Raw genomic sequence first — 19,891 nt, 5'->3', positions numbered from 1 at the left:
CGAAGCGGCGGAATTTCAGGCTTTGGTTGAACGCGCGTGTCCCATCGATGCTTCGGCTTGTCCACAGGAAAACTGAATAATGTTGTGGACAAGTGAGGCGAAACGCTTGCCCATCAAGGCTTGCATCGCCGTGCCGCGATTTCGGGCATTTGCGAGGGCGAGAGGTTGCTCGTCTTGTCGTGTTGATCGCTCTAGCTCATAGCGCTTTTGAACGTGCGTCTGCGAGAGGGCATGCGCGGCTCTGCAGGTCGACTTGCATTCAATCTTGTCGGTTGTATCGTTGGTTCGTTGCATACACAACGTCACCTTCCGGACCCACCAACTTGAGGAAACCCATGCGCAAAACGCTTTCTATCGCTGCAGCGGCGGCGATCGTCTCTTTCGCCGCCGTTCCCGCACACGCCGGCGCTTGCCTCAAGGGCGCGCTCGTCGGCGCGGTCGCTGGCCACTACGCCGGTCATCACGCGCTCCTCGGCGCCGCCGCCGGTTGCGCCGTCGCTCATCACATGGCCGCGAAACGGGCCCGCGAGGACGCTCAGTACGATCGCCAAGCCCGCACGCTCGAGCGTCAACGCGCGGGGTAAGGATTTGCAGCGCGCGTCGGCGCGCGCTTTGCGTTCCAGTCCGCTCGGGGCATCCTGTATTTGATGTCCCGAGCGTGGGACAGCCAACTGGAGATAGTCATGTTTCTGTTTCGCGGGCTCTTCCGCTACGTCTTGGTCTCGGTTGTGATGTCATGCCTCTGGCGAGTGCTCTTCTCGCCCGGCATGCTCATGTCCCTCACCCATCTCCTCACTCCAACCGGGTTTCACGGGTTCGAAGCAACAAATCGCCACGAGTCTGCGCCGCACAATGCTGCGTCCGCGTGCGAGCGAGCCGCGTCCTGCCGGGCGTACCATTCCCATGACCGCGCCCAGGCGCCTCACGACGCTACGCGCGCCCTCGGCAACGACGATCCCAACGGGCCGCTCGCGCGCCGCTACCCCGACTCAGTGTGAGGGATCGCGGCGTGCGCTGAATGCGCCCTGCCGATCCCCATCATTCGTCGCCTGACTGGATACATGGCCGCCTATACTCGCGACATGGAGCCTACCCCACTCGAAACCCTCCTTCAGTACACGTTCAGCGATCGCTCGCTCCTGCGTCGTGCATTCACGCACCAGAGCCATAGCGAGGAGCACAACGAGCGCCTCGAGTTCCTTGGAGACTCGATCCTTAGCAGCAGCGTCGCAACGCTGCTCTATGAGCGCTTCCCGCTCCTATCCGAAGGTGGGCTCTCGCGTGTGCGCTCAAACCTGGTCCGTGAGCAGACGCTCCATGAAATCGCCCTGGCGCTGAAGATCGGCGACTATCTGCGACTCGGCGACGGCGAGAGGGCAAGTGGCGGGCGCTCGCGCACTTCGATTCTTGCGGACGCATTCGAAGCCGTACTCGGCGCGATCTATCTCGACGGGGGCTTCATTGCCGCGCGAGACGTGATCTATCGCATCTACCTGCCGATCCTTAACACCATCGATATTCGCCTCTTCGGCAAGGACCCGAAGTCCCGCCTTCAGGAATACCTGCAAGGCATCCGTCTCCCGGTGCCGGACTACGCGATCGTGCGGGTAATTGGCGAAGGCGCTGGGCGGCTCTACGAAAGCGAATGTGTAGTCCGCTCGCGAAGCGCAAGGACCACGGGCATTGGTCCAAACAGGCGGGCCGCCGAGCGTGAGGCTGCACAACTTATGTTGTCGAAGTTGCAGCCAGTCTGATCTCTGCTATAGTCGCATCAGCCGTTCGATCGGCATCAGTTTTTCAACTAGGAGGCCGCCCTCCTGTCTTTCGCCCCGCTGAGCCACGCTCACCCGGGCTTCTCGCCCGCTCCTTTTTCAGCGCCTGAAATCAGGCAAAAAGTGAGGAGCGTTCAATGGCAACCTGGAACAACCCATGCTACAGCACCGCTGCGCGGCCGATCACCGACCGCACTGCGTTAAACCGCCGTATGCATCGCAAGCCGATACCTTCAGTCGCAAACCCTACTGCCGCTAAGGGTGACCACGCTTACGTCAGCGACGTCGGCCCGAACAAGGTCACGGTTCGAGGCGTCATCAGCAGTGGACCTGATGCGAACGGGTTCTGCAAACTCGACATCAATCCTGTCCACTGGAATCAGGCTGGCTGCCGCGAGATCACCCGCCCGGGCTCGGACTTCCGCGTGTACGAGAAAGGCAGGCCAACCTACCACAAGCGCCGGTATTAAGTGCGTAGCCGTAGCACCAGCAATGCAGCATGCGCGCGCCCTTAGGGGCCGCGCAACTGCAGACACGTTGTCGCGCACTCCGCGCCACAAGACACATCGCGAGTAGCTCGCTGCGCCCCCCCAGGATCCCGAAAAGAGACGCTATCGCAACGAGCAAGCGGCGTAAAACCCCCGAATTTTTCCTTTTTTTGACCCTCAAGAAAATCCTGGTATCCCTAAACTTCTTTGGCTGGTCACCTTCGCCGCGAGCGGATCGTGTACCTCCATTTCTTTTCGCTTCCCTGTTGAATGTGTCGTCAGCCACGCTGAACACACCTAACCGAGAGTCGTCCATGCTGACTGCACAATCGGATCTGAGCGCAATATATGAGGTCAATCTTCGGTTCCTGCTCCTGATCCAGAACTTGCTTCGCGAAGACATAGACGCAGCTGTCGAACAGTTCGGCATGACCTCCGAGATGGCTGCCGTCATGGGGAATTTGAGCGAGGTGCAGGTCGACCAACTTGCGCGCTCGAGCTTCCTTCTGTGTCGCTTTCGCTTCAACGACGTTCAGATACTCTCGGCTCTTGGTGAAAAGGGTGTGAGCTCTCGCATTCTCACACGATCCGAAACATTGGTTTCACGCTGAGTACGGTGGCATTTCAGCGCTCCAAGCGTGCTACCATAATTCCCAGCCGTTCAATCGGCACGACAGCGACACCGTAACCTCACCACGTCAAATCCATCCGTTCTGGCGAGTCAAGGACTTCCCTGAGCGTAGCTGCTCTCTCCTTTTTTTGGTGCGCACTTGCGCAAGGAAGGAGAATCATGAACAGCAATCTGCAACAAATCATCCCGTCCGTGTCCTGCGCTCACGTGATGCCGTCTGCGATGACGAGCACCCCTGAATGGTTGGGTGGATTCGAAGCGCAGTACAGAGAAATTCTCCGCAGCGAGTACCTCACAGAACTCGACGAGGCGCTGGCCCGGAAGCTTCGAATGTCACAGCCTGCGCGTGAAGCTTTCGAAGAGGATCTCTGGTGGGACATCGTCGACGACCTGAAGTCGCATCTCGGTGCGAAGGCAGCAAACTCGTCCTTTGAAGAGCGTGACGATCAGGAGAACGCGATCGTCGAAGCCGAGACCTGGGTAGAGGAAAACGTGTCGAGTGGGCCGCACCGGAAGATTCTTGCATGCGCCCTCTACCTGTATGGCTTTATCGAGACTTCTGTTCGTCTCGGTCTCGCACGCTGAGTGAAAGGAGAAATACATGCAAGCCCTTCACTCGTCTGAAGCATTCGTCGAGGTCGATCATCTCAACGCCGTGCGAGCTATCTTCACGGTGCCGGCCGACGTATCGAAAGACACTGCGAATCACGCGTTCGCGGTGTTTGGCTTTCTGGTAAAACGTAACGAGCGACTCAGCCTGGGCGCGTTCGCCGACCGAATCGCGGGTGCCTACGACCAGGAAGAGCCTCGTATCCGTGAAGTCCTGCACGTGTTGCGTCGTTGCGCAAGCCTTCCCGTTGTCACGCACCCGATTCGATCGAGCCCGTCGGCCCTTATGCATGAGATCGCGTACGGTTCATAAACCGTATGCGTACGACCACCAGCTTCGCCGGGCTTCCGGCGGGCTGGTGCGTCGCAAGTCGGGGCTCGCATCCGCGAAAGATCATTGCCTTGCCGCGCTCCGCGTCGCAGGGCTACTGCCCTTCTGTTTTTCATTGGCCCATCGGGCAAAAACAGGAGAACCATGACTCACTTACTCATTTACCTCGCGAACCCCGAGGTTCGGGAAGCCATCATTGCGGTGCTCGGAAGCCTGGTTACTGCGGGTTCGGGCCTCTTCAGCCGCTATCATCGCGCAGCCCGCAGGCACTCGGAAAGGAAACTCGACCTTGCAATCGCCGACGTCGCTTTCCTGCTGGCCGTCGAGGAGCGATATGGCGAACTGCTTGAGAAGCATGGGCTTCCGAACTCGAAGCGGACGATTCGCGCTCAGGCGCGGACTGACGGCTATGCGTGGTCCGGTAAGTTCACGCCGGGTCGTGTCGCCGCCCGCAACTCCCACAATGGCGAACTTGGGGTTGAGCTTCGCCGCATGATGGCGCGGCTCGAGTCCGCCGCGGAGCCGCGTCGAGAAGCGGCCTGACGAACTGACAGAAACCGGGCAGTGTTCCTGCTGCCAGCATTAGCAACGGCAGGAATCTTCACGCTCGCGGCGTGCGTCGACGAGACTGTTCCGGAGTGCGCCGCATTCGCTTTGTGTGCTCCCGGATAGACGCGATCAGCACAGTCCCCCCCCCGTAATCCCCGGCAGCTCGCTGCCGGCGTTCGGGACAGCACAGGCTGTTCCGAGCACGCATGAGTGCCCCGTCGCTTTTCAACAGCCCAGATGGGCACGGGAGCTAACAATGAAGGAGCAACAATCGCAAGCCGCAGCAATCAAGGAGTTGATCGACCAAACGAAGACGAATCTTGTCGGCGTTACAGCGTATGGTCTCGAGTTGGCGGTGGTGCTCTCGACGATCTTGCAGCGACATGGCTATCTTGATGCTGAGCCCGCCGATCTTGCGGGACTGATCTCGGCCGGACGTGAAGCGCTTAGTGAAGGCAAGCCGGAATACGTCGCTGTCCAGGAAGGCGGGAGTTCGAAGGAGATCTACGTCCATAGCTTCGCGACGCAGAAAGCCGCGCAAAAGTGGAGACGTTCGTGCGCAACGTACAACACCTCCATCCCAGTGGCGGTTCCGAAATCGCTCACGCAACATCCGCAGTTTGGGTGCTTCGTACAGGACGTCCTGAAGGCCTCGCTCGACCTGTCCAGCCCACAAGACTAGCATCCCATAAATGATCGACCCGCAGCACGCGGGTTGGTCTCCTTAAAGCGGGATGAAGCCTGTGGCCATTGAGCACTGGTCTCGTCACGCAGGGCCGTTGAGTCCCGCATGACGCACCTTGCGTCGCGACTTCTTTGTTAGCCCGATGGGCAAGAGGAGTCAAACGTGAAATGCAACGCACCGGGTAATGTCGGGCAGCCTCCGGTCAAGATCATCGAATGTGGTTGCTGTGGGCATCTGCACAAGGCCGAGTTCGATGGCGAGTGCAGGGAAAGGAACAGCCGGTTTACACCGGACATGCTCGACGAGAGATATGGAGTGGCAGGCTGGGAGATTATCAATGTCGAGTACTAGCAATCTGTTGCCGTTTCTCGCCGTTCTTCTGGTGCTGATCGGGTTTGTAGCAATGCGCACCGAACTCGGACTGTCCGCGGAGGACGCGTTCGAATCGCCACGTCGTTTGCACGTCGACGACGAGTCATGCCCGGTGTGCAGTCAGCCGCTGCCGTGCAATTGCGACTGCTACCCAGAGGGCTCGGAACATCATTCGCACTCTTGCGGGTCTGCTCATCATCAGCACGATGATTGGCAGTATGAGCACAGTCAGGGATCTACGGATAACTGAGACCCTTCCCTTCGTAACCAGGCCATCGCCGGCACGCCCCTTTCACGGGGTAGCCGGCGACTGGTCGCCACTGATCACCCTGCCAGACGGTCGCGTCTCGCAGGGCACCCCGCCCGCTCCTTCACCAATCGCCCTTTGGGCAGGACAAGGAGTAAACCATGAAACAGCAATCTTTCGCGGGACAAGGCTCGCTCGGCTTTCTCGACGAGGCAGACACTGCGTACCTCGACGCCGTAATGCAGATCTGGGCATCGACGGCGATATATACGGCTTCTCCTGTTGTCGACACGATCCTCGATCGGCTCGGGTGGCCCGCTGCCGATGCATCGTTCGTCGATCCGAGCTGCGGAGATGGGATGTTTCTCGGCCGCGCGCTTGAGCGTTTGCTTGCAGGTCAGCCCCCGGGATTCAACCCGGTTGGGCGCATCGAGGGATGGGAGTTGTTTGAGGGGGCGGTCATCGAAGCACGGGTGCGCGTCGCGGGAATTCTCACCGCTCATGGGCACACAGCCGGTGCGGCCGCACGTATAGCAGGTGAAATGGTCAAGCACGGCGACTTCATTACGGCGGGCCCAAAGACACCGACCTGGACGATTTGCGCGGGGAACCCGCCGTACTTGCGATATGCCAACGTTCCCGACATCATCCGCCAGGCGCATCGCCGTCACGTCCCGGGGTATGCGATCGCAGACATGCTCCACAGTTTTCTTGAGCGGATTGCGCGCGTCGTAATCCCGGGCGGACAGATTGGGCTGGTGACCAGCGATCGGTGGCTGATAAATGATCAGGCCGCCGGGCTGCGCGAAGCGCTCGGTCGCTTCCTCTCGCTCACGCATCACGAGCGACTGAGCGTCGAATCCTCGTTCTATCGTCCAAAAACTCGCAGGCGTGACTCTCTACCGCGCATCCATCCGGTGCTCGTGACGTTCTCGACCGATCTCAAACAGGGTGTCAAGCTGACAAGCGCCCCTCACTATCCAGGTGTAGACGCGTCGGTGTATTCAGGAATTCCGACACTGGGAGATTTTGCAAAAGTGCGTCTCGCTCCTTGGCTGGGTACGAAGGGCATTTTCGTGGTTGACGCGCGAGTCGCAAGTGGGCTTCCGTCGGAGTACCTGGTGCCCGCAGTGGATACGGACGATTTTCAGAATGGCAACCTGGGCACACCGACGCGCTGGGCCATTCGCACTCTCCCGGATGAGGAGCCGCCAGCAGAAATCATGCAACACCTCGAAAGCCAGATGCATCGAATGGCGAAGCGCGGTCTCAACGGGAAGTTCTGGATGCCCCCAGAGTCGTGGCACAACATGGACCTCTCGCGCGAGTCGCTTCTGGTTCCCCGCATCGCCAAGGCACCAAGAGCGATTCGAGTCCCTGCGGGGTGCCTGCCGATTAATCACAATCTGAGTATCGTCTCGGGCAGCGAGGAACAACTGGCGGCAGTGGAGGCGGCGCTCGCAGACCCACTTGCGCTGCAGTGGGTTCGGGAGCACGCAGCTCCCTTGGAAAACGGTTACTTTTCGTTAACAACCCAGTTGCTTCGCAAACTGCCTATGGCCCACGCGGCTGCTCCGGCTTGATCCTCATCATCCACAACCGGCTACTCCCGCTCGCCCGTCTGGGCGAGTCGGGAGTCCCCACTTCCACGTTGTCGGCAGACGCGCTCGTCTGCCGACAACGCTTTCCGAAAATGACCCGCTTCCGCGTGCCGTATTCCACAGCGGATACGCGCCGCGTTCGCGTAGCTTTAGGCTTAAGGTACCCCAGGAGATATCGCATGCTCGATGTGCGCGTTGCTCATGCCATGTCGAAGGCTGGCGTGGAGTTCCACCTTGACGACCCAAAAGCTATCCTCATGCGCGCGAGCGCAGTCGTCAGCAAGCTGCTCATGCCTCTGCTGTATCGCCGCCCCAGCGCGCGCGACCTTCGCCGCCATGCCGATAGGGTCATCATTCCCGAACTTACCCGTATGCGCGTGTCTGCTGGGCTTTCCGAGTCGAGTGGTACTCCCTTTCTACATTGCGTCGCAATTGCGGGCAATGAAAGCGAAGGCGTGAGCGTTATGGAGTTCACGCTCGCACTGGCCTGTCCGAAGAGAGGCTGCTTCAGAACACTGGTCTCGATGAGTCCGCACGCCATCGCGCGGCTAATCCAGCGTGCGCGATTCGATTCGTTCCGTGCGGCCATGCCGTCGATCTACACCGCGCTAAACGCGGCGACCCAACTTCGCGATACTTTCCTGGATCTCGGGTGCATTCAGGCGGCCGTGCCTGCGGCCGGTGGGCTCTTTGTAGGTGATGTGCTGAGCGACGAATCGCTGGAACTCGGGAGCTGGTTCGTTCCGGGGGAATCGAACGGACACTCGCGCTGGGACAACCTGCACAGGTTGATGGGGAATATGGCCGGTTCCGACGGCTACCTGCGCTCGAGTGACGTCGGCTTTGACGCAGAGCTCGCTGCAATCGATCTACGCCTCAGGGAATGTCCCCTGCTTGAGAGTCGCTTCCCTTTTCTCTTCCAGCACTACGAGCGGCGAGTCAACCCGCTCGATGAGCGCTGGCGCCTGGCGCGTCGGCAGGAACAGGCACAGGGGCAGGCCGCGCAAGAAGCGGCTTAGACGCAGCGTAGAGGCGGGGCGCGAACCAGGCCGCGCCTCGAGGGGACCCGCGGAGCTAGTGTGCAGCAGCCACGCTCAACAAGGTTTCGTCCACCAACCAACGTGTCGGAGCGCCGTCCTTGCCATAGTGGACTTCCCCCTGTAGGCACCCACCATCGTCGAAGAACTGCTCGCGCTCGTCATAGCGCACGCGTTTCCACGGAGTAAGGGAAAACTCCGCCGGGGCAACATCGACCAGCGGGCCTACGGACACCCCCTCGGCGAGCACCTGCCTCGCCCAGGCGTCCAGCGCGTTCACGCTGCCGGGCGAGCGCTCAAGGCTCGTACTCAACTCGAAAGTCGTAAAGCCAGGCAGCGCGTCGAATTGCCCGACCTCAACAAGACGCGTGTACACGTCGTGTGCGCATGGCATGTCGCACTGGTGAAAAACGAGAACACGCGGTTCGATCTGCCGTTGCAGCGTAACAACCCAAAGACGACGTTCGATGTCGTTGCAGGTATTGAAGTCGTTCAGCATGGTCATTCTCCCTGGCCTGCGGGCCGGAAATGGGTGGGTGAATGAGGCGCATCGACGCCCCGTGAAGACTGAGGTCTTGACGGGAAGGGATCTGGGATGCAGCGGTGCCGACACCCACGAGGGGGTGCCGGATTCGCTGCGGTTTCGATTTATGCGAAGCCGTATGTTACGAGCTTCATTGCGTGCTGCAATCTGAAATAGGACTCAACCGTGGGTGTGCGTCCTGCGGACTGCGTCATGGACTGGCTGGCCGACGTGAGGGCCTTCGTGCCATGCGGCCGGCCGTGGATGCGGGCGCGATGAGTTGGAGATCACAAGGCCAAGCTGGGCCACGGGCGGCGCGCTAACGGCGGCATAACCACCTGGTACGAAGAGAGGCGATGCGGGCGGAGCCGCATAACCGTATTGCTCAGGAACGACGACGCAGCCAGAAAGGAGGCCCAACAACAAGGCTGCTACGAGGAATTTGCTTTTCATCTATCTCTCCTTGATGACCCGGAGGGTCAGAAAAAAGGAGAGGACGCTGTCGGTGCGTCCGGCTGAGACTTTGCCTTAGCGAGACGGATTGCGTCTTTTTCAGCGCGGGCGCGCCAAGAGAAACTGGTCATGCCGATCTAACGGCTGTAAGCAGAATAGCACAGTTCCTGTAAGCGGCTGTTGCGATCACAGGTGTGCGGGGACGAGGTCGTGCGATTGTATGTAGTGGAACCGGCATCCACTCGGGATGCCGGTCCTGCGACGGTTTCTGATTACGCGTGGTCGGTGGTGTGGGTCACGTCCGCAGTCAGCGCGCCAGATGCGTGGCTCCCTCCACCCGGGGCGCAGCTCACCGCGCTCTTCGGGAAGAGGACGTGGCCATCATCGTGCCAGGAGGTTACGGTCAAGCTTACCGCGCCGCTTGCCCGGTGGACGGGAAGCTGCTCGACGCGGCCGCACGCGCTGCGGGACCTCGCGGTTGCCGCTGACTCAACGGTTCGCGCAAGCACTCCGTGCGGGGCTGTGCAGCCGCCGATAACGCAGCCAAACAGCACGAGGATTACCAGGATATCGCCTTTCATGATGCTCTCCTTTTGCTCGCGATGAGCTTGAAAAAAGGAGAGGACGCGGGGGGAAGGCCCCTCGCCCGGCTGAGGAGGGTCTCAGCGGGACGGATTGAGTCGCTTTGCAGCGCGCAGTGAGCGGGTCGGAAAAACGTTGTGCCGATCTAACGGCTGGCTCTAATTGTACACACAATTTTCCCCGGGCAAACCAGGCCGCTCGATGTGCTACGTGCTATATTCGATTCCAGCCGTTAGATCGGCATCTCACGTTGCCCACCCAGTAAACTCTCCGCCTCGTTTCCCGCAGATCTACGGTATTCGATGCAGCCGAGCGACGACACTACACAACGTCGCACGGCGCCGCCCAATATTCCCGATGCTCTCGAGGGGGGCGCCCCTCCAGAGCAGTCCGCTCTCTCCTTTACCAACCACCCTACTTTCCGGGTAAAAAAGGAGAAACATGAACCGCAACGTCCAGAATCACGGTGAACTTCCGGCCAAGCAAGTCGCACCGGTTGTCGCCCGGTTGCGCGCGGACAGCGACTTCAACGTGGCCAACGCGCGTATGCGTCAGTTGATCGAGCAGCAGCCCCACGCAGTAAAGACGGCCTTCCTGGAGGCGTATTCCGTAGTCCTGGAGGCGGCTGAGGGTGTGCGTGACCAGTACCAAAGTGACTGGCGCGCCGCAAAGTCGAACAACAACCCGAAGACCGACAGGAAGACTATTTACTGTATCGCCCGTGAGGGGGACGTGGGCGGCGTAAGCTGGTTCGCGACGCCGGAGCATCGGAGCTCGGCCCAACGGTTCGCGGGCGACGTCGACTTCGACCTGGATGTGCCGTCAGGCGCAACGAGGGACGAGGTATCTGCCCTTGCGGATCGTGCCGCGTGGGAAAAGTGGTACGAAGGGGGGAACCCCGTGTGCCGACGCCCAGCAGGAAAAGCACCCCACACGCCGAACGCGTGCGACGATGAGCCGTCCATCACACGTTTGCCGCAAAACGTCATTGCACTGCATACCCGAGACGCGGATCTGACGTTCGTGATTCGGCGCGACTGGAGCGAATACGAAAGCCTGACGTTCGACGCCTCGGCTGCGAAGGGCTCCGCCGAGCAGCTCCTCCAACGTGCTCGTCGGGAAATGGCGCGCGCGCGTTACGCTGAAATTGCTGCAGCCTTGTGCAAGCCGTCGGTCGCCGAGGTGAAGGCGGACGATGCGGGGTCTGCGGCGCACGCAAGCAAGTAGCCGTTCACCCGGCCAGGACATCCGCCGCAACTCCCTCGAGGGGGCTGCGGCGGGATGGGCTGTATGCTCGTCATGATATAGTTGCTGCAGCCGTTCGATCGGCATCACACCATCCTCGCGCCGCCAGCCGGCCATTATTCTCCTGCGTGTCTGGCAGTGGAAGCCGCTGCGCTCCAGACGAGCGTTTCCAACGACCCTCCCCATCGCGTAACGAATACACGTAGGTCGTGCAGCGTTGAGACTTCCCCCTCTATCAGCCAGATCCTCATGCCCTCATGCGTGCTTCAGCAGGCTAACTCCCTTCTCGAGCGCGAACCATCTCCCGGTTAATTCAGGCCCTCGGGGCAAAAGGAGATGATCATGAAAGAGAAAGCGGCAGCAGAGGCGCACGTTGAGACGGAAAAAAGCTGGAGCGCACTCATGTCGCTCTATGAGACCCAGGTTCCATTTCCTCGGTACAACGGCAAACCGTCCGTGCTGCGGGCCGTGTCAGACTCGGACGCGGCGCGCATCCTTCGAAACGTACTTCCGGGGCTCACGCGTGAGGAGCATCAGTCCATGGCGAGCATCCACGAGGACATGGCTGAACGCTGCCGGCTTGCCTGGGATCTGATCGTGAATCTGGCGTCCGTCGAGACCTTCGCGCGCCCCTACGGATTCATGGACTACAAAATCTCCGGTATTGCCCGCGAGGAGTACTCCGATATCCGCAAGGACCAGCTTCGCGTTCTCGCCCACAACCAAACGAAGCACAGCCGTGCAGCTCGCGCGCACGCGAAGCTCGCCAGCGGTCGCATGAAACTGCATTGACGCCAATGGGCGCGATTCCGACAGGGATCGCGCTCGTTGCGTGCATGCGATCGTTCGCACCGATCGCGCGATGCATCTGCATTGTTCCGGATGGGACGCCCTCCCGGAGCACTCTGCTCTCTCCTTTTCAACCGCCGCCCACTTTTTGGGCCACAAAGGAGAAACGCATGAACCGCAAACATACAGAGGAACTCCAGGCCGTGCAGCCACGCGCGCCCGGTTACACGGAGCGCCTGAACAAACTCATCCGGTCAGCGCTGCACGCTGCCGTTGTGACACTTCAAAACTACAGCATCGGCGGGCAGACTCTTCGCAGCCGCCTGAACGTTGAGAACACGCGCAAGCTGCACGCTTCTGGCTTGACCCCGGGTGCGCGCTTCACGGCCCGTTACGCGCCAGGCATCATCGAAGTGGTTCTGGACGATGCAGGTGGCAACGTCGTTTCGCCCAAGCGCTTCGTGAAGCGAGACGGAAGTGTGGAGACAGGCAGCCGCATCGACCTGCGCTCCCTGCAGGTCCACGAAAACCTCTGTGGAGAGGAAAGTGTCCTCGCGCTATATTTGCCCGGGCGCCTCGTATTTGTGCATTTGCCCAGCGTGACACGCAATTGTGATCGCCTCGAGCGCCTGCTCGAGGCCGTGCAGTCCGGGCAGATCCAGTCGGTCGCTTTGTATGCAGGTGTGGGAACGCTGGATGCCGCGCTGCACGAGGGCTTTGCGAAGGCCGGATTCGAAAGCGCCACGGTGCTCGCGAATGACTCGTGGGAGAACGCTCTTGATTGTTTGCTCGCGGACAATCCCGCCAGCACACGCAGGACAACGTCCTTCGCAGGCGGCATCGAGCAGTTCGTGGCCTCCGGCATGCGCGTACCTGGAACGACGATGGTCACGCTCGGCCTACCATGTAAAGCCGCGTCGCGGTTGAATGTGCAGACTCGGGATCTGCCGGAAATGCACCCGGTCGCTGGCCACCAGGTACTGAATGCGGTCATGGCGATCCAGCAACTGGAGTTTCCGCCGCTCGTGCTCGTCGAGAACGTCCTCGCATGGGTGGACACTGTGTCGTTCACGGTCCTTCGCCGGGTGCTTCATGAGCAGGGATATCAGACGACGCTGGTTGGCGATTTCGACGACGAGGGAACCTACGGCGGGCTGAACTCCAACGACTATGGTGACATTGAGCGGCGTGTTCGTATGGCGCTCCTAGCGTACCCGACTGGCATCGACATCAGCTTCAAGGCCATGCGCAAAACGGGGCCGTCCAGGCGGACTGTTGGCGATGTCCGGCTGCCCGAGGAGCTTATCGACCCGGCCGAGTATGAAAAGGGGGCGCACCTGGCATCCGACCATAAGATCGCAAACGGGTGGCACATGCGGGTTGTCGATGACGATGCAACGTCGACTCCGTCGCTGTCGGCTGGCTGCTGGAAGCAGCGCGTCGAGGACGCGCGATTCAGGCATCCGGTGCACACAGAAAAGTCGCGGTTGCCGACACCGGATGAGCACGCGATGCTGAAGGGCCATGACCCGCGGATCGTTAATTCGCTGACCTTGAATACTCACGCGCATACCGCGCTGGGCAACGGGACGGCGAAACAGTGCTGGGTCGAGTTTGCTCGCGTTCTCGGGGAAGAGCTCCGTGCAAGGAAGGCAGATATGGCCGCGTATCTAAGCCGCATCCAGCAAGGCGTGACCGTCATGCTGAAATCCGGGGAGCCTGATCTGTTTGGCACGCTGGTGTAGCCAGATAAGCGCTCCGCATCCATCAAATCGTAACCTACGCCCACCGCTCACTCGTCGTTCAGAGTGATGGTGGGCGTCTCCCATCTTCGAACGGGGCCGACGGCAGCTTGCAAGGCGCCGGAGGAAGCATGCTATCCTGCGTTCAGCCGTTAGATCGGCATGAAAGCACCGTCAGCGTATTCGCGCATCCCATTCGCCTCGCCGAGCAGAAGCTCCGCCGGGCGCCTCATCTGAGTGCCCTCTCCTTTCATCAAGGCCCAAGCAAGGGCAAAAAGGAGAAATTCATGAGCAGAAATCCATTTTTCCAGGCTGTTCGACGCGGCACGTTTGCGGGTCAACCTGCAGGCAAGCTCGTGAACTGGCTCGCAAAGTACATCCAGGTACTGTTTCCCGAGGATGGCGTCGAATGGTGGTCCGACAACCAGTTCGCCCGTCTCGCGGATGGGTATCGCGCAGACACCGAACTGCCCGGAGCCGCAGCGATACACCATTTTGCGTGCTACGTTCGCACTGGGAATGAAAGTCCGATCATCGAGGTGAATATCGTGCCTAAAGACGGCGCGCCCCGCTCACTTACGACGGTGAAACTTTTCGCTCGGCGCGAAGTGTGTTGGAAGATGTGCGACGCGATCGCGCTGGCCCTCGATTCGATCTTTTCGTGGGAGGAAGTTCCGCTGATCGTCGAGATGTTCGAGAAGCTTCCGAAGCGTCACTCGTGGTCGATCGAATCGTGTCTGGCCGAGTCAGTCGTCTGCGAGAAAACGCCGAATTCCTTCACAGTCCGAACGGAAACCGGCACACCGATTGACGCGGTGAAATTCGATGACAAGCAACCGGAAACCGCGCGCTATGCGGTGGCTGCGGTGGAGCACGACTGGCTAAAGGTGCTCGGCATCTGCAGCGTCGACGTCAAACAAGTCGAGGCGACGTTGCTGTAGACGGTCTTGTGCCTTCCGCCGCTTTTTTGTCCAGCAACTTTCAACGGCCCCGCTCACGCGGGGTCGTTGGATCTAAAGCGCGTTGCGCCAGATTCGACATCTGGCAGAGCGTCTTGCTCACTCCTTCATCCATGGCCAATTGGCAAAAAGGAGTTTCCCATGAACGACAATGAATTGAACGCGGACGCCACGTATGTACAGGTCATGCGCGAGTGCAGGATGATTGCCGACGCCGCACACCCGGGCTACCATGGTCTGACGGACTGGATCAGCAACGTAGACGGCTTTCTGATGCGCATCGGAACCGATAAACCAGCGATGGCATCCGGAATGGTGAATGACCTCCACGCGCGCGGTACCGAATACTCAGTTGCATTCGGGTTCTCGCCGGAGCGCGTCCGCTACTTCGCTAACCGCTTGCTCGACGGCATTCTGCTGAGCAGCGACGAGAAAGTCATTGCGCCGATGATCGTCACGCAGGCGCTCGCCGCAGCCGGCAATGCTATCGCGTACCTGCGAGTGCGGGATGGAGAGGATGGGCATTCAGATGCCGAAAGGGCAATGATCGCGTCAGCAATCGCCGCTTTGGAAGGACTCACCGCGGAGAGTGACAAGAACGCCTGCTTGGGCGCACTGCACCAAACCGAGGTGCTTGTCCGGGATCTGTTCGCTCTATCCTCGACCGAGGTCGGACGACAGGGAACGGGGGTGTTGAATGACCTTCGCGTGGCGATGACCTTCCTGAGAAGCGGTATCGGCATGGCGCGCCAAAGCTTTCCCATTGTCGTGGGATCGAATGAAGCGGCAAGCCTTGCGCGAAAGCTCATGAGGGTGTCCTTGCCGGTCGTATGTCTGAACGCGCCCTGACTCCGGGCGGCGCGATGTCTGATGTGGCCGCCTGAGCGTCCAGCGCCACAGTCGTGACCGGAAACCCGACCTGCCTGCTTCCGTCCGGGAGCAGGCAGACCATCGGCTATGGATGGTGTATCAGAGGGCAGGTGGCTGAGCTTTCCGCGCCGTCACATCGGGGTCCACACGGGACTGATTGGCAGAATCGCAACATCATAGCCGCTTCCGTTTGCAAGGCCGGATTCGCGCGTTAAGCTACCGTGCATATCAAACCTTAGTCTGAATCATATGGCCCAGCGCTATACCGAAGAAGCGCGCGAGCGCCTTATCGTCTGGATCCGACGCAAGATGGAGGAATTCGGGATCACGACCGAGGCGCTGTCTGCGGCGATGTCAACACCGACCTATCGAGACGCAAAAGGCAACGAATGGACCGGTCGCGGAGAGCCGCCAGACTGGATCAAGGCTGCGGAGCGCGCGGGCGTCGCTCGCGAGTTCTTCCTGCAAGCGCCAACCAATTTGAAGAATGAGGAGCCTGCCGTTTCGGCCTTCTTCCGGCCACGCCATTGATTGAGCGGTGGCCGCGCCTCGCGCGGGGCGTTCTCGGAGTGATTGCGTGGAGATTGCTTACCAAAATGCTCCCGCGCGAACGCGAACCATGATAATCTTCGAGCAGCCGTTAAATCGGCACGACGCGGTACGCAGATCCTGCGCATCCACAGAATATCCGGGATATTCCCTATCAGTAGCATGCCTGCCACGGCACTTCGGAACGTCGTGTTCGACGCTTCCCTGATGGTGCCGGCCGAACGAAGCTCCCCTCCCCCGTTTTTTGGGATCGTCCTGAGTGCTCCAGAAAATTCTGGCAGTCGCGCATCGGCGCTCTTCCACTAGGCCATTGCGAGGCTCAACCCGGCACCGTCATTATCGACGCGCGATGCCCCGAGGGGTCTGTGAAGTCCAGAGACTCCCACCGTACGGAACACCCTGCTGAGACTCGGCTCACCAGGGCCTTTCGCCCGTTTCTTTGTTATTGCCTCCACAGGTAACAAGGAATACTCATGACTCACAACTTCACCGAAGCGGCACGGACCATAGGTTTTGTAGTTCCTCCCGCACGGCACATCGAAAAGCAGTTGCGTCAGCTTGGGTACCTCGGCACGGGGCTACATCAACTGGCGAACTCCGCCCACGGTGACTTCGACGCCGATGTCATCCGCGCCATACGGAAAATCGCGACGATCCGCAACAAGGCGTCTCATGAAGACGACTTCCTGATGAGCGGTCACGACAAGGAAGGATTCCTCGAGACCTTCCATTTCGTGGACGGCGAACTTCAGGCACGAATCGACCTGCGCGCTCGTAAAGGGGGCGTCGATCCGGAGCAAAGGTTGAAACAGCAAAAAGACACCATCGCGAACTGGGTCATTGCGGGCATCGCGCTCGTTGGTCTGCTCGTCTGGCATCTTCATTGAAACAGGGGCAGTGCTGACGGCTTGTGCCGGTCAGCCAGCCCCTCCCCCTCCCATCCGGGCGCCTGTCTCGATGGGGCATCTCCCCATGCCACTCCTTTTACAAACAGCCTCGAATCGAGGCACGGAGTGAACCATGAACAAGCAAAGCAAGAATCCGGAAACCGCCCTGCAGAAGCGCGCCCAGAACTTCGTTTCGGAGCACGTCTACCGCAACGTAAGCGCGATCGTAGCGGTACTCCACACGAATGCGAACGCACGAAAGGCCTTCGACCTCGACGCCGATGAGGTGCGTGGTCTCGTCGAACATCGCGATTTCGGTGTCGCTGTTCTTGCCCACCTGGAAACGGACATCGACGTCGACGAACTCCACGCGCTTCTTTCGGCCGACGCGCTCGAGTTCGATACGGCAGCGCCGCAGAAGGAACTGGCTGCCCTCTTCTTCGAATACCTGAAGTCGAACGAAGAGATCGAGGAGTTCGCCGACGAGCACGGCATCGACCCTGAACGCACGGAAGTCAACGAGCAACTGGTGGTCAGCGACTATCTGGCCGCACGGCTCGAGGAAAAAGGTGAAGTCGTCGAGCACGACTTCCTCGGCCTGACTGTATGGGGGCGCTGCGAGGGTGGACAAATGGTCCACATGGACAAAGTGATTCGCGATATCGTCCGTGAGACCAGCCTCGCTATAGTCGACCCTAACATGGTCGGTACTGACCTCCGGCGCCTGCGCGCAGAGATCGTGCGAGGAAAGACGGAAGGCAAGACCGACGCGGACCTTCTCGACGTCGCTCGTACCGAGTTCGATCGTATTCTCGGTGCCGAGGGCGAGGAGTTGGCGCAGGATTGAGCGCGCACTGGCTCCCAATACCATTAACGCAACACGGGACACCCCGGCCGCCAAGGATTCTCCGGCGGCGGGCCTGTTCCCCTGAGAGATTCGCTCAGGCAAAGCCTTGCCTTGTCTGAGCTATCAGGCTCGCTCCTTTTTTCAAGTCCAACAGGGCAAAGGAGTTGAACCATGTACCAGCAACCCACCAGCGGTAATACGATGCGCCTTTCCACGGTAGACTCGATGTTTGGCGCCCCGATGGGTCGAAAAGCAACGCACGCGATACGTAACGCCACGCTTCGTTTCATCGTCCACGTCTGCCCTCTGGACATCCAGGGATACGACGAAGGAGGCGCATACTGGGGCATGCGCAACAGCGGTCAGCATCTCTGGCGCGCGGTCTCTGAGGATGGCGAGGCGGAGTTCTTCTTCGACGCGCCCACTCGCGAGAAAGCGGCTGCGCACGTTATCGGGATCTACCCCGAAAGCGTAGTCATCAACACGCCGCCGACGCGTCTCGCCGAAGAGTTCATCCTTGGCTACATCGAGACGGCGCTCGCGCTCGGGGACGATACGCGGGAAGGTCACGAGAGTTCGGACCTGCGCACCTTCCCCGTGAACGCCGAAACGGAAACGACGATGCGCTCGGAGTGCCTCGCATTTATCGAAGCGCACGGTGATCTTCTCAATCGCGCCTATGCGCACCCTGGCTATAGCGCGTTTCTAGCGGGCGCTGACCTCTGGTGCACGCGAAACGGTGAAGGCGTTGGATACTGGGATAAAGGCGCGGATCCAGCAGATGCATTCCATGTGCTGACCCTGGCGGCGAAAGCTCTCGACAATCGCTACATCGAAGTCGGCGATGATGGAGAAGTTCACCACTACCCTTCACTTACGTCTACACGCATTCAGTAATCGTCGGGAACGCGCATCGCCCTGGGGCCTTGCGCGTCCCCGGACATCCCCGGAATCACATCCAGCGCGAGTTCGGCGGCGAGGCTGCTGACGCGCCGCTTGCATCGTAAGCGCACGCCCACCTTCCTGTGCTGTCGAGAGCCGACACCACAGCCCAACAGGGCTCTCTCCGATTCGATCGCCTTAAAGGCAAAGGAGAGACTCATGAAAAGCGAATTCGAGAAGCTCATGGAGCGCCATCTGGGGCCCCGTGGTGTTCTACCTGAAAACCAGATTAACGCTCACCTGGGTGACGAACCGATCATGCGTGTGGGCGTTCCTCAGCGCAGCGGCGCGCTCGCCCTGAACGCTACCCTCAAGCAGTATCCGGTAATGGTTTCGGCCAACGCTTACTGGGACCCGAAAAAGCAGTGCTTCAACATCCCAGAGCACACGCCGCTGATTGATGCAAACGTGGCGGTAGACTCAGCCGGGTTTGTGGCGATGATGCTGTTCAAGTCGAAGGGGTTGCAGTCCGGGATGTGTGGTGTGTTCCCCTGGTCATACGAACAATATCTGACCTTCGCGAACCTGATGCGTCCGGCATGGTACAGCGCCCCCGATATGTGCTGCGAACCGCAAGCCGTCTCGGGACAGGACGAAATCGACTGGCGAATCGATGCGACCGGAACGCTTCTCGAAGGCTGTATGCGCGTCCTTTACGAGTGGCAGGACCAGCTTGCGAAAGGCGGATGCAATACGCAGACGATCACGGACCTCGTGCGAATCCCGGTGCCTATCGTACAGGGGTGGTCGATCTCGGACTATCTCGCGAGCCTCGAGCTGACCCTGCAGGTCTGGGAACGTTGGCAGCCGTGGGTAGCGCCGCCAGCGCTAATGGGTCTGGGCTCCGTGTGCCGACGGGACCTTCATCATCCTGAGCACGGGCTTTTCGCGATCCTTGAGCAACTGGAAGGACGGTTGCCGAAAGGGACGAAACTGCATCTGTTCGGAGTCAAGGGCGCGGCGCTGGATCGCGTCCGGATGTATGACTTCGTCGCGAGTTTCGACTCCATGGGTTGGGACTACGGCGCCCGGCGGCAGGCGCTGCGTAGCGGCATGTCGAACACGATGGGCCATCGAATCGGCAAGATGAACGAATGGATGTCGAAGGCAACCGAGCGCATGCGCCCCAAAGCAGGAGACCAGTTCCGCTTGTCTTTCTGACGCTCGCGGCCATCGCGCTC

Annotated in this window: 22 protein-coding genes; 20 read left to right on the top strand and 2 right to left on the bottom strand. The window is 60.1% G+C overall.

What is annotated here, in order from left to right; translation table 11 throughout:
* Positions 1-15: 15 nt before the first annotated feature.
* Positions 16-294: a hypothetical protein gene (locus tag U5A52_RS16975; RefSeq protein WP_321935517.1), complete on the bottom strand. Its 279-nt coding sequence runs from the start codon at positions 292-294 to the stop codon at positions 16-18.
* Positions 295-335: 41 nt separating this feature from the next.
* On the opposite strand from U5A52_RS16975, the gene U5A52_RS16970 reads away from it, so the two are divergent.
* The 10 genes from U5A52_RS16970 (at position 336) to U5A52_RS16925 (ending at position 8,304) form a co-directional block, all read left to right on the top strand.
* Positions 336-584, top strand: a complete 249-nt coding sequence (locus U5A52_RS16970; RefSeq protein ID WP_321935516.1) for a hypothetical protein — start codon at positions 336-338, stop codon at positions 582-584.
* A gap of 477 nt (positions 585-1,061) precedes the next feature.
* Positions 1,062-1,754, top strand: coding sequence for a ribonuclease III (rnc, locus tag U5A52_RS16965; RefSeq protein ID WP_321935514.1), 693 nt, complete (start codon positions 1,062-1,064; stop codon positions 1,752-1,754).
* Between the two features lie 155 nt (positions 1,755-1,909).
* Complete coding sequence (locus tag U5A52_RS16960) at positions 1,910-2,242, top strand: hypothetical protein (protein WP_321935513.1); 333 nt, start codon at positions 1,910-1,912, stop codon at positions 2,240-2,242.
* 332 nt (positions 2,243-2,574) lie between these two features.
* The gene (locus tag U5A52_RS16955) at positions 2,575-2,871 is read left to right on the top strand and encodes a flagellar transcriptional regulator FlhD (protein WP_321935512.1); all 297 of its coding nucleotides are present in this window, start codon (positions 2,575-2,577) and stop codon (positions 2,869-2,871) included.
* Between the two features lie 179 nt (positions 2,872-3,050).
* A complete protein-coding gene (locus U5A52_RS16950; protein WP_321935511.1) occupies positions 3,051-3,476 on the top strand; it encodes a hypothetical protein in 426 nt (141 codons plus the stop codon).
* Between the two features lie 16 nt (positions 3,477-3,492).
* Positions 3,493-3,813: a hypothetical protein gene (locus U5A52_RS16945; protein ID WP_321935510.1), complete on the top strand. Its 321-nt coding sequence runs from the start codon at positions 3,493-3,495 to the stop codon at positions 3,811-3,813.
* Between the two features lie 162 nt (positions 3,814-3,975).
* On the top strand, positions 3,976-4,374 hold the full coding sequence (locus U5A52_RS16940) for a hypothetical protein (protein ID WP_321935509.1): 399 nt from the start codon (positions 3,976-3,978) through the stop codon (positions 4,372-4,374).
* 262 nt (positions 4,375-4,636) lie between these two features.
* The gene (locus tag U5A52_RS16935) at positions 4,637-5,062 is read left to right on the top strand and encodes a hypothetical protein (RefSeq protein WP_321935508.1); all 426 of its coding nucleotides are present in this window, start codon (positions 4,637-4,639) and stop codon (positions 5,060-5,062) included.
* A gap of 783 nt (positions 5,063-5,845) precedes the next feature.
* Positions 5,846-7,267, top strand: coding sequence for an Eco57I restriction-modification methylase domain-containing protein (locus tag U5A52_RS16930; RefSeq protein ID WP_321935507.1), 1,422 nt, complete (start codon positions 5,846-5,848; stop codon positions 7,265-7,267).
* 197 nt (positions 7,268-7,464) lie between these two features.
* Positions 7,465-8,304, top strand: coding sequence for a hypothetical protein (locus U5A52_RS16925; protein ID WP_321935506.1), 840 nt, complete (start codon positions 7,465-7,467; stop codon positions 8,302-8,304).
* A 55-nt stretch (positions 8,305-8,359) separates the two neighbouring features.
* On the opposite strand, the gene U5A52_RS16920 is transcribed toward U5A52_RS16925, so the two are convergent.
* The gene (locus U5A52_RS16920; protein ID WP_321935505.1) at positions 8,360-8,821 is read right to left on the bottom strand and encodes a hypothetical protein; all 462 of its coding nucleotides are present in this window, start codon (positions 8,819-8,821) and stop codon (positions 8,360-8,362) included.
* Between the two features lie 1,500 nt (positions 8,822-10,321).
* Between U5A52_RS16920 and U5A52_RS16915 the strand changes: the two genes are divergently transcribed.
* From U5A52_RS16915 to U5A52_RS16870, 10 genes are all read left to right on the top strand, one after another.
* Positions 10,322-11,107 (top strand): hypothetical protein, encoded by a 786-nt coding sequence (locus U5A52_RS16915; RefSeq protein WP_321935504.1) that lies wholly within the window; start codon positions 10,322-10,324, stop codon positions 11,105-11,107.
* A 360-nt stretch (positions 11,108-11,467) separates the two neighbouring features.
* Positions 11,468-11,917, top strand: coding sequence for a hypothetical protein (locus U5A52_RS16910; RefSeq protein WP_321935503.1), 450 nt, complete (start codon positions 11,468-11,470; stop codon positions 11,915-11,917).
* A 167-nt stretch (positions 11,918-12,084) separates the two neighbouring features.
* Positions 12,085-13,659: a DNA cytosine methyltransferase gene (locus U5A52_RS16905; RefSeq protein WP_321935502.1), complete on the top strand. Its 1,575-nt coding sequence runs from the start codon at positions 12,085-12,087 to the stop codon at positions 13,657-13,659.
* Between the two features lie 128 nt (positions 13,660-13,787).
* A complete protein-coding gene (locus U5A52_RS16900) occupies positions 13,788-14,597 on the top strand; it encodes a hypothetical protein (RefSeq protein ID WP_321935501.1) in 810 nt (269 codons plus the stop codon).
* Positions 14,598-14,756: 159 nt separating this feature from the next.
* On the top strand, positions 14,757-15,464 hold the full coding sequence (locus U5A52_RS16895; protein ID WP_321935500.1) for a hypothetical protein: 708 nt from the start codon (positions 14,757-14,759) through the stop codon (positions 15,462-15,464).
* A gap of 270 nt (positions 15,465-15,734) precedes the next feature.
* Positions 15,735-16,016 (top strand): H-NS family nucleoid-associated regulatory protein, encoded by a 282-nt coding sequence (locus U5A52_RS16890; protein WP_321935499.1) that lies wholly within the window; start codon positions 15,735-15,737, stop codon positions 16,014-16,016.
* Positions 16,017-16,507: 491 nt separating this feature from the next.
* Positions 16,508-16,921: a hypothetical protein gene (locus tag U5A52_RS16885; RefSeq protein ID WP_321935498.1), complete on the top strand. Its 414-nt coding sequence runs from the start codon at positions 16,508-16,510 to the stop codon at positions 16,919-16,921.
* A gap of 133 nt (positions 16,922-17,054) precedes the next feature.
* Entirely contained in the window at positions 17,055-17,768 is a 714-nt protein-coding gene (locus tag U5A52_RS16880) for a hypothetical protein (RefSeq protein ID WP_321935497.1), read from the top strand.
* 171 nt (positions 17,769-17,939) lie between these two features.
* The gene (locus U5A52_RS16875; RefSeq protein WP_321935496.1) at positions 17,940-18,665 is read left to right on the top strand and encodes a hypothetical protein; all 726 of its coding nucleotides are present in this window, start codon (positions 17,940-17,942) and stop codon (positions 18,663-18,665) included.
* Positions 18,666-18,869: 204 nt separating this feature from the next.
* The gene (locus U5A52_RS16870) at positions 18,870-19,871 is read left to right on the top strand and encodes a hypothetical protein (RefSeq protein WP_321935495.1); all 1,002 of its coding nucleotides are present in this window, start codon (positions 18,870-18,872) and stop codon (positions 19,869-19,871) included.
* Positions 19,872-19,891: the final 20 nt, after the last annotated feature.

This window comes from Paraburkholderia sp. J8-2 (assembly GCF_905220195.1).
Taxonomy (GTDB): domain Bacteria; phylum Pseudomonadota; class Gammaproteobacteria; order Burkholderiales; family Burkholderiaceae; genus Paraburkholderia.
The sequence above is the reverse complement of the archived record's forward strand: the minus strand, read 5'-3'. Positions and strand labels throughout refer to the sequence as shown.